Here is a 10541-nt window from a genome sequence, read left to right on the forward strand (position 1 = left end):
AAAACCCACCCCAGGGCTCGTGAGTGCCGCGACCGGATCATCCGGCCGCGACACTGACGAGCCCTGACTGCGTTCGGCACAACAGCAACTCGCCGTCGAGTTGCGCACGCGCCGCAGCACTACTGAACCCGCCGACCCCTGATACGAATGGCAGCTGCGCGGCGAACCGCAGCAGCCTCAGTGGTCACGTCGGCACCGGTGGTACCACGGCGTGACGGGAGTGGCGCTTGGATCCGTACCGCGTGCCCGTCGTCGCCCCGGTCCTTGCTTCGGTAGACGTGACCTCGACACCACGAGCCCCGACAGAGCCCCGGCTGCATCCCCGCCAAGACCGCAACTCGCCGCCGAGTTGCGGAAGCCGCCGGGCCAAGACGGGGGACCGAGTCGCCTATTCCGGCCGAGACACTGACCGGCAGTCGTCGCCCTTCAGTGCGTGCGCGTCAGACCTCGAGCGCCCAGCGCGCGTATCGCATCTTCGCGGTGAAGCCGGCTTTCTCGAAAATCCCGAACGCCCCGGAAGGGTCCGCCGCGTCCACGTTCGCGCTGGCGCGGTTGTAGCCCTGGTCGGTGGCGGTCTGCAGCGCGTGCCCGATCAGTGCGCTGGCGACGCCCCGCTGCCGGTAGTCCCGGCGTGTTCCGATGACCATGAAGTGCGCGTCGCGGACGCCGGTAGCCACGGTATCGCCCTCCCAGCACATGGTCACGAGGATGCCTGCCGCGGCCCCGTTCGCCATATCACGGAGCGCGAAGCTGAGCTCGGGCTTGAACGTCTGGTTGGTGATTTTGTTCTTCCAGGAGTCGGCGGGCATCGGCGCCGCGCCCCAGTAGTCCTGGTACGCGTCATTCCGGGTCGACCGGAAGTCCTCGTCGTTCTGCTCCGACCACGGCTCGACCCGCAGCCCGTCGGGGATCGCCGCGGCGGCGAGTGCGTCGCTGAGCGGGTGCTCCATGCGCTGGAAGTAGTGGACCGGTGCGAAACCCTGGGAGCGGACGAGCTGGGCCAGGCCGGCGATGTGCTCGCACTTATGGACGTCGACCACGAGCTTCAGTGTTGGGTGATGCCGTGCGTGGAGTACCTTCGCCGCCGCCACCCCGGCTTCCACGAGCGCGGTGCCGATACCTCGACGCCGGTAGTCAGGGTGGACCCCGCCATCCAGGAAGACTCGATGGACCACGTCCGCGAGCGGTTTGTAGCGGATCTTCATGTAGCCGGCCATCACCTCGCCGTCGCAGGCGGCGAGGCTCGCGCGCTCAAGGTCCGCGTGGGGGTCGATCAATTCTTGGAGGGTGTCCTCCTCGGTGTAGTTCTCGCCGATCTTGTCAACAACCTCTATGGCGTTGAGGAGGTCGGCCGACGGCCTGGCGTCCTCGGCGATGAGCGGTCGCCACGTGAGCGAGGTCGATACGTCGTACATGCGACGGACGGTAATCCCGGGGCGCGCCGGCTGTCATTTTGTTTACTGGCCGACAGTTGATTGCCTTGATTCATCAAATGTATAACGTCCTATACGGCGACGCTGGTTGTAGAAAGAGCCCAGTCACGAATAGTCGTCACTCACCTCCAAAAAACAGCAAAGAATCAGAACCCCGCCAGGGAGTCGACGAGCAACTCGGCGAGTGCGACTTCGTCGCTGAGGGAGTGGTCCTCTTCGACAAGGGGGAGACGGCGGACGGCTACCTCGAAGGCATCTCGGACCGGGGACTGCGGGATCTCCTTACCCGACAGCCGCAGTGCCCGGACGGCGCCGAGCAGTTCGCAGGCCAGCACGGTCCGGTAAGCCTTGGCAGCGGCCGCTGTACTGCGGACGGCGTGTATCGAGAAGCTTGCGTGATCTTCCAAACCGCGGGAGATGACGGCTGTCCCGAGTGTCACCGGCGCGGCGGTGTGTCGCAGTTCGCCGAGTGCGTCGTGGGAGACGTACTCGAGGATCATGATCCCGGAGCTGCCGGTCGGGCCGGCGGCGAGGAAGGGTGACAGTCCGGTCAGGTCGGGCTCGACGAGGTCGCTCAGTCTCGCTGTCGAGAGTTCGGCGACGTGGTGGAGCGCGGCGCGCAGGTGGTCGAGTGTCAAGGCGAGGTACGCCGTCGAGAACTGGCCGTGGTGGTAGACCTCTTCGGTTTCGATGTCGATCAGCGGGTTCTCGGCCGCGGCGTTGAGATCGATGGTCAACACTCGTTCCAGCGCGTCGGCCGCGTCCAGTGCCGGGCCGTGGACCTGCGGAAACGCGCGGAGCCCGAACGGGTCCTGTATCCGGCGTCCGGGTGGGACTTCGCCGCCGGACAGCAGCAGGCGTCGCATCTCCGCGGCGCAGCGCACCGAGCCGGGATGTGGCCGGGCGGCGTGGACGCGCTCGGAGAACGCTTCCGGCGACCCGCCCAGTGCGCAGAAGGACAGGGCCGCGACGACGTGACTCGCGGAGAGTAGACGTTGCAGGTCGTGCCAAGTGAGGACAGCCTCGGCGAGGGTTGCCGCGTTGCTGGAGATGAACGCGAGTGCGTCGCCCGGGCTGATCGCGACCGGGTCGAGGTCGCCGACGGCCCATGGCCGTTCGCCGGCGATGGTGAGCGCGATCTCGGCCAGCGCGGTCAGGTCGCCGGTGCCGATCGCGCCGCGCGCGTGGACCATCGGGAGGGCGCCGACGCGGAGTGCGGTTTCGAGCGCGTGCAGCAGTCTCGGGTGGACGCCGCTGCCCGCCGCGGCGAGCTGGTTGAGCCGGATCACCAGGGTCGAGCGGACGACGCTGTCCGGCAGCGTCGGTCCAGTCCCGCCGGCGTGGCTGCGCAGCAACCTGAGCCCGTGCTGGTCGGCGGAGTCCGGGTCGACGACGGTGTGCCGGTTGGCGCCGACGCCGGTGGTGCGGCCGTACACAGCGCGCTTTGCGCCGGTTTCGACAGCGAGGGTGTAAGCCTTCCCCGCGCGGTGTACGGCGTCGTTGTCGAGTTCAGCCGAAGCGCTTCGGCGGGCGATGCGGACGACGTCGGCGCAGCGGAGGCCGCTGCCAGTGATCCGGATCCGGCTGCTGTCGGTCATGGGCTCCCTCTTGACAACTATCCATTCACCTGACGATGCTGCATGAAACTCTTCATTCGTCGAGAAGGCAAGGGTGGTGTCCGCGTGGGACGGTCGTTGCAGGAACTGTTCGCCGCGCACCGCTTCACCCCGGCGCAGCGCCGGATCGCCGGCTACCTGATCGCGAACGGCGAAGAGGCAGCGTTTCTGACCAGTATGGAGCTCGCCGAGCGGGCCGAGGTGAGCCAGCCGTCGGTGACGCGGTTTGTGGCCTTGCTCGGGTTCGACGGGTACGCCGAGTTCCGCCGGGACCTGCGCCGATCGGCGCCGAAGCCGCCGTCCGAGCTGGGCAACAAGTTCCAGGAGGGCGTCGACAAGGACGTCCGCAATCTCGCCGCACTGCGGGAGCGGTTTGCCGACGAAGAGTCGTTGCGCGCGGTCGGTGGCCGGCTGATGGCCTCGGAACCGTTGGTGGTCATGGGTTTCCGGGTTTCGGCGCCGCCGGCGGAGCTGTTCGGCTACCTCGCCGCGAAGATCCATCCCGACGTCCGGGTGCTGACCGATGGCGGCAGTGTGCTGGGTGACGGCTTGCGCCAAGCTCGCCGGCGCGGAGCGCGGACAGTGATCCTGTTCGCCTTACCGCGCTACCCGAGGGAAGCGCGGGACGCGCTGCTGCAGGCCCGTGAATTGGGTTTGCGCACGGTCCTGCTGACCGACAAGTCCGTTTCCGCGCTGACCCCGGACGCCGACGACGTGGTGAGCGCCGGGGTGGCTTCGGAACTGGTGTTCGACTCCCACGCGGCCGTGATGTCGCTTTCGGCCGCGTTGCTGGAAGCGATGACGGATGCCGCGGGTGCGTCGGGTCAGCGACGATTGGAGAGTTTTGAGGATTATGCCGCGGAGCACGAGCTTTTCGTTACCGACTGAATCGATCGAACCGACTGACACCGCCGCGGCGGCGACGGCGACAGTCGCGGTCTGTGACTGGATAATTACGACAAAAGGCTAGGGAAAGTCGCACTAACGGGTGATTAGGGTCACCGCATGTTGACTAGACGTGCATTGCTCGCCGCGGGAGCCGTTACCGCCGGCGTATTGGGGATGCCACAGTTGCTGAGTCGAGGCGTCGCGGACGCATACGTACCGACTAGAAGGACTGTCCAGCCGACCGCGCCGTTCTTAAGACCTATGCCGGTGGCGCCGGTGCTGGAGCCCGTGTCCACCCGCGACGGAACCGACGTGTACCGCATCCCGATCCGGAACACGAGCGCCGAGATCCTGCAAGGTATCCAGACCCCGCTGCTGGGCTTCGCCGGCCAGTTCGCCGGTCCTACGATCCGCGCGAGAACCGGGCGTCCGACGCAGCTCACTGTCACCAACGAGATCGACGTGCCCGTCAACGTCCACCTGCACGGTGGCCGCACACCGGCGGACTCCGACGGCCACCCGATGGACGTCATCCTGCCGGGGAAGTCGCGCCTGTACACCTATCCGAACCAGCAGCAGGGCACCACGCTCTGGTACCACGACCACAATATGGACACCGAGGCCGAGCACGTTTACCGGGGACTGGCCGGGGCGTACATCATCGAGGACCCGTGCGAGGAGTATCTCGGCCTGCCGCGCGGCGACTACGACGTGCCGATCATGCTCCGTGACATCCAGTTCGACGCCAATGGCGACCTCGTCGTGTTCGACGACGTCAGGAAGCGCACCACGATACTGGCCAACGGCGTCTCGCGGCCCTACTTTCCCGTTGCGGCAAGGAAGTATCGCTTCCGGCTGATCAACACGGCGAACGACCGGACTTTCCAGCTGAGCCTGTCCGCCGGCCAGTTGACCCAGATCGGCACCGACGGCGGGCTGCTGCCCGCACCGGTGCAGGTGCGGACACTTGAGCTGTCCTCGGCCGAGCGGGCCGATGTGGTGATCGACTTCTCGCGATTCCCGGTCGGCACCAAAATCGAGCTGTCCGACCCGGTCGCGGGCACGATACTGCGGTTCGATGTGACGCGACGCGTGTTGTTCGACTTCAGCCGGGTGCCGGACAAGCTGAGGGAGCTGCCCCCGATGCCCCGCGCCACGGTCGAGCGGGACGTCAACCTCTCCTTCGACTTCAGCCAACTGCCGTCCGGCGGCCCGGTGCTCGGCGAGATCAATGGCAAGCCGTACGACGACAACCGGATCGACTTCACGATCAAGCGTGGTACCACCGAGATCTGGACGATCACGAGCACCGACCCGCCTGGTGTGCGGCACACGTTCCACATGCACCTCGTGCAGTTCCGTGTGCTGGACCGCAACGGCAAGCCGCCGCTGCAGAGCGACGCGGGCCTCAAGGACACGGTGTACCTCACGGCAGGGGAGACGGTTCGGGTGCAGGCCACCTTTGTGCCGTACACCGGGCGGTACCTCTACCACTGCCACTTCCTGGAGCATGCCATGGACGGCATGATGGCGCAGATGAACATCGTGCCCTGACCGAATGTGAACGAAGGCCCCTGCACGGTGTGCAGCGGGCCTTCGTTCACCGTCATGTCAGGACGGCTGGGCGAGAGGCTGGGAGCTGCCGTAGAGCCGGGCGTAGGCGCCATCGGCATCGACGAGTTCGTCGTGCGTGCCGCTTTCGATGATCTTCCCGTTCTCCATCACGAGGATGACGTCGGCGTCGCGGATGGTCGACAGCCGGTGGGCGATGACGAAGCTGGTCCTGCCTTCGCGCAGCGAATTCATCGCGTGCTGGACGAGCAGCTCGGTGCGGGTGTCGATCGAGCTCGTCGCTTCGTCGAGGACGAGGATGGACGGCTTGGCCAGGAACGCCCTTGCGAGCGTGATCAGCTGCTTCTCACCGGCGCTGACCGTCGACGTCTCGTCGTCGAGCACGGTGTCGTAGCCATCGGGCAGGCCGTGCGCGAGCCGGTCCACACACGTCGCCTTGGCCGCGGCCTCGATGTCCTCGCGTGTGGCGTCGGGGCAGCCGTAGGCGATGTTCTCGGCGATCGTCCCGCCGAAGAGCCAGGGATCCTGCGGCACAAGACCGATCGTCGACCGGAGGTGGTCGCGGGTCATCAGGGCGATGTCCATGCCGTCCAACAGGATGCGGCCGTCGTCGATCTCGTAGAACCGCATCAGCAGGTTGCCGAGCGTGGTCTTGCCCGCGCCGGTGGCCCCGACGATCGCCACGATCTGGCCGGGTTGGATGGTCAGCGAGAGGTTGTCGATCAGCGGCACGTCTGGCAGGTAGCGGAAGGACACGCGGTCGAACTCCACGTGCCCGCGGATCTGCCCCGGGTGCCTGGGGTTTGTGGGTTCGCGGGTCTGTTCTCCGGCGTCCAGCAGTTCGAAGATCCGTTCGGCGGAGGCGATACCGGACTGCAGCTGGCCGGAGAATGCCGCGAGACTGACGATCGGCCTGCTGAACATGCTCGCGTACTGGGTGAAAGCCTGCACGTCACCGATGGACATCGAGCCGCTCGCGACGCGCAGTGCGCCGAAGACCGCCATCAGGATGTAGTTCAGATCGGTGACGAATCTCGTCGAAGGCTCGATCATCCCGGTGATGGCCTGAGCGCGGCGCTCGGCTTCGCACAGCGCGTGATTGCGCTCGTCGAAGGCGTGTTCGGTGGCTTCCTGCTGCCGGAAGCTCTTGACCAGCGAGTGCCCGGTGTAGATCTCTTCGATCTGCGCGTTGAGCCGTCCGGTAGTCGCCCACTGCTCGGCGAACCGCGGCCTGGCGCGTTTGCCGATCCACGCTGCGAGCACGGCGGACACGGGCACGCTCACCAGTACGACCAGAGCCAACTGCGGGGAGATGGCCAGCATCAGGGCCAGCACACCGAGGACGCTGAACAGCGAGTTGACCATCTGCCCGATGGTCAGCTGCAGGGTCTGCTGGAGGTTGTCGACGTCGTTGGTCGCCCGGCTCAGTACCTCGCCGCGCGGGGTGTGGTCGAAGTAGCTGAGCGGCAGGCGGGAGAGCTTCGCCTCCACCTGCTCACGCAGTTCGTAGAGGATTCTCTGGGCGACGGTGGCCACTATGCGACCCTGCATCAGGATGCACACGGACGCGGCGAAGAACAGCACCAGGCTGAGCAGCAGCAGTGGTCCGAGCTTGGCGAAGTCGATGCCATGGCCGGGCACGAGATTCACCGTGCTGAGAACGTTGGCGAGGGTGTCGTTCCCGTCGGCGCGCAGCTTGGAGATCACCTGCTCCTTGGTGGAGCCAGGGGTCAGCGCTCGACCGATCAGGCCGGCGGAGATCAGGTCGGTGGCCTGACCGAGCAGCTTGGGGCCGGCCAGGTTCAAGGCGGCACCGAACAGTCCGAGCACGACCGTCGCGGTCAGCGCGAAGCGGTAGGGCCGGAACAGGCCGGCCAACCGGAGGGTGATGCCGAATCGGTCTGCCCGCTGCTGACGGTTCTCCGTGGGCGCTGAACGCTCACGTCTCGCTGACGATCGCATCGAGCGCCTCCTGGCGGGTCGGCTGGGACTGGATGATTTCCCGGTAGGTCGCGTTGTCACGCGCCAGTTCGTGGTGTGTCCCGACGCCGACGACACAGCCGTTGTCGAGTACCACGATGCGGTCGGCGTGTTGGATCGTGCTGATCCGCTGGGTCACCAGCACCACCGTCGCTCCGGCGATCTCGGTCTCGAGTGCCGCTCTCAGCGCGGCCTCGGTGGTGGCGTCGAGGGCGGAGAAGCAGTCGTCGAAGAGGTAGATTTCGGGCTTGCGCAACAGCGTGCGCGCGATCGCGAGGCGCTGGCGCTGACCGCCGGAGAGGTTCTTTCCGCCCTGCTCGATCGTGCTGCCGAGCCCGGCGGCCATGCTCTCCACGAAGTCACGGGCCTGGACGGTCTCCAGCGCCCGCCACAGTTCCTCGTCGGTAGCGTCCGGTTTTCCGTACCGAAGGTTGGTTGCCACGGTGCCGGAGAACAGGTAAGCGGTCTGGGGCACGAAACCGATGACTTCGGCGAGCACGTCCGGGTCGATCTCGCGCACGTTGACCCCGTTGAGGTGCACGGAGCCGCCGGTCACGTCGAACAGCCGTAGCATGAGGTTCAACAGAGTGGTCTTGCCACTGCCCGTGCCGCCGACGATCGCGACGGTCTCGCCGGGCTTTGCGGTCAGGTCGATTCCGTGCAGGACCGGGCTTTCCGCGCCGGGGTAGCCGAATTCCGCGTGGCGAAGGTCGAGTCTGCCCGTGGTGGGGCTGGTGTGGACCGGCTCGTCCGGGGGCCGCACGCTCGTCTCGGTGTCGAGGACGTGCTGGATGCGTTCGACGGACACCCTCGCCCGCGCCGCCCCGGTGATCACCATGATCGTCATGACCATCGCCAGCACGATCAGCGACAGGTAGCCCAGTAGCGCGCTCAGGGCGCCGAGCTGGAGGTCGCCGGCGTCGGCTCGGCGGCCGCCGAGCCAGATCAGCCCGACCATGAAGCCGTTCATCACGACCAGTACGACGGCGGGGAAGGAACCCATCAGCCTGCCGATGCGCAGCGACGGAACGTAGAGCTCCGAGTTGGTGCGGGCGAACCTTGCGCGTTCGTGGGCGTCCTGGACGAACGCCCTGACCACGCGCACCCCGGTGATCTGCTCGCGCAGGATCCGGTTGATCTTGTCGATCCCTTGCTGCATCCGGTCGTACAGCGGGTATAACCGGGCGACCATGATCCCGATGCAGACGGCGATGACCACGAACAGGCCCACCAGCAGCAGTCCGAGTTGGAGGTCCTGCACCAGTGCCATCGTGAGGCCGCCGACAGACAGGATGAGTGTCGACACGGCGATGTCGAATGTCGTCAGCGCGAGTGTCTGCGCCTGCTTGACGTCGTTGACGGTCCTGGTGATCAGGGACGGAGTGCCGAACTGGCCGACTTCGCGCGCGGAGAACCCCAGCACCCGCCGGAAGACCGCGGAGCGAAGGTCGCGGCCCAGCGCCGCGGAAACCCGGGAGCCGAGGCGTTCGGCCGCGATCGCGACGGTAACCTGGACCAGCGTCACCCCGCCCATCACGGAGCCGATCCGGACGATGTAGCCGGCGTCGCCCTTGACGATTCCGTTGTCGATGATCAGTGCGTTGAGCGTTGGCAGCAGCAGGATGGATATGGTCTGGACCACTTGAAGCAGTACCAGTGCCGTGATCGGCCCTCGATAGGGTCTCAGGTGGGTACGCAGGAATCCGGTCAGCACAGAAAACACTCCAGCTCGGCTGGCCTTGCGATGGCGTGGGTCTTGAGTCGACCCCAGCGCGGACTGGGTAATCATTAGTGTTTTCGGCACGGTCGGGCGGGCAGGCTCGGGAAGTCTTGAAGAATCCTTAGTGCGGAAGAACCTACTGTCACCACCAGAGCAGAGGGACCGGCCACGGTTGACCTCAGCCGTGACCGTGCGTGGTCGCCGAGAGATGTTGTCGTCCATCGTGGAAAGTAGGGAGACGCCGATGCCCAGACGCGCGTTAATTACTGGGATCACCGGGCAGGACGGCTCATATCTGGCCGAGTACCTGCTGTCGCTGGGTTACGAGGTGTGGGGACTGGTCAGGGGGCAGGCGAACCCGCGCCAGTCGCGGATCAGCCGCCTGGTCTCGGACCTGTCCTTCGTCTACGGCGACCTGATGGACCAGGCGAGTCTGGTCTCCGCTGTCGACAAGGTCCAGCCCGACGAGGTCTACAACCTCGGCGCCATCTCGTTCGTGCCGATGTCTTGGCAGCAGGCCGAACTGGTCACCGAGGTCAACGGCATGGGCGTGCTGCGGATGCTCGAGGCCATCCGTATGGTCAGCGGGCTGACCGCCCCGCACCGTGGCACCGAGGCCGGGATCCGCTTCTACCAGGCCTCGTCGTCGGAGATGTTCGGCAAGGCGGCCGAGACACCGCAGTCGGAGAACACCGGCTTCCACCCGCGTAGCCCGTACGGCGTCGCGAAGGTCTACGGCCACTTCATCACCAAGAACTACCGCGAGTCGTTCGGGATGTACGCGGTTTCCGGAATGTTGTTCAACCACGAGTCACCCCGGCGCGGCGCGGAGTTCGTGACGAGGAAGATCTCGCTCGCGGTGGCCCGAATCAAGCTCGGTCATCAGGACAAATTGCACCTGGGAAATCTCGACGCGGTGCGCGACTGGGGTTTCGCCGGTGACTACGTCCGGGCCATGCACGCCATGCTGCAGCAGGAAGAGCCGGGCGACTGGGTGATCGGTACCGGTGCCATGCACACGGTGCGCGACGCGGTCGAGATAGCGTTCGACCACGTGGGCCTTGACTGGCTCGACTACGTCGTCGTCGACCCGGACCTGGTCCGTCCCGCCGAGGTCGAGATCCTCTGCGCGGATATCAAGCGCGCGAGTGCCGCGCTGAACTGGCAGCCGACGGTCACCTTTCCCGAACTGATGCGGATGATGGTGGATTCGGATATTCAGCAGGTCGGCAGGGAACACGAGTTCGGCGATCTGCTGTTGGCCGCGAACTGGTAGCCCTAGTCGCATACCTATTCCCGCAGTCGCTGGTTTACGAGATGGGTTGACTTGAG

General features: G+C 66.1%; 7 protein-coding genes. 3 read left to right on the forward strand and 4 right to left on the reverse strand.

Annotated elements, in window-relative coordinates:
• Positions 1–440: 440 nt before the first annotated feature.
• Together JWQ81_RS02375 and JWQ81_RS02380 are read right to left on the reverse strand one after the other, a co-directional pair.
• Positions 441–1415 (reverse strand): GNAT family N-acetyltransferase, encoded by a 975-nt coding sequence (locus tag JWQ81_RS02375; protein WP_297537086.1) that lies wholly within the window; start codon positions 1413–1415, stop codon positions 441–443.
• A gap of 164 nt (positions 1416–1579) precedes the next feature.
• Entirely contained in the window at positions 1580–3031 is a 1452-nt protein-coding gene (locus tag JWQ81_RS02380) for an aromatic amino acid ammonia-lyase (RefSeq protein WP_297537087.1), read from the reverse strand.
• Positions 3032–3073: 42 nt separating this feature from the next.
• Between JWQ81_RS02380 and JWQ81_RS02385 the strand changes: the two genes are divergently transcribed.
• Both JWQ81_RS02385 and JWQ81_RS02390 read left to right on the forward strand, forming a co-directional pair.
• Positions 3074–3937 (forward strand): MurR/RpiR family transcriptional regulator, encoded by an 864-nt coding sequence (locus JWQ81_RS02385; RefSeq protein WP_297537088.1) that lies wholly within the window; start codon positions 3074–3076, stop codon positions 3935–3937.
• 276 nt (positions 3938–4213) lie between these two features.
• Positions 4214–5491 carry a multicopper oxidase family protein gene (locus JWQ81_RS02390; RefSeq protein ID WP_297537089.1) on the forward strand — a complete coding sequence of 426 codons (1278 nt, stop codon included), beginning with the start codon at positions 4214–4216 and terminating at the stop codon, positions 5489–5491.
• 57 nt (positions 5492–5548) lie between these two features.
• On the opposite strand, the gene JWQ81_RS02395 is transcribed toward JWQ81_RS02390, so the two are convergent.
• Together JWQ81_RS02395 and JWQ81_RS02400 are read right to left on the reverse strand one after the other, a co-directional pair.
• Positions 5549–7471 (reverse strand): ABC transporter ATP-binding protein, encoded by a 1923-nt coding sequence (locus JWQ81_RS02395; protein ID WP_297537090.1) that lies wholly within the window; start codon positions 7469–7471, stop codon positions 5549–5551.
• Positions 7449–9203, reverse strand: coding sequence for an ABC transporter ATP-binding protein (locus JWQ81_RS02400; RefSeq protein ID WP_297537094.1), 1755 nt, complete (start codon positions 9201–9203; stop codon positions 7449–7451). The genes JWQ81_RS02395 and JWQ81_RS02400 overlap by 23 nt, the downstream gene beginning before the upstream one ends.
• A gap of 250 nt (positions 9204–9453) precedes the next feature.
• On the opposite strand from JWQ81_RS02400, the gene JWQ81_RS02405 reads away from it, so the two are divergent.
• Positions 9454–10485 carry a GDP-mannose 4,6-dehydratase gene (locus tag JWQ81_RS02405; RefSeq protein WP_297537091.1) on the forward strand — a complete coding sequence of 344 codons (1032 nt, stop codon included), beginning with the start codon at positions 9454–9456 and terminating at the stop codon, positions 10483–10485.
• Positions 10486–10541: the final 56 nt, after the last annotated feature.

This window comes from Amycolatopsis sp. (genome assembly GCF_025464955.1).
GTDB lineage: Bacteria > Actinomycetota > Actinomycetes > Mycobacteriales > Pseudonocardiaceae > Amycolatopsis.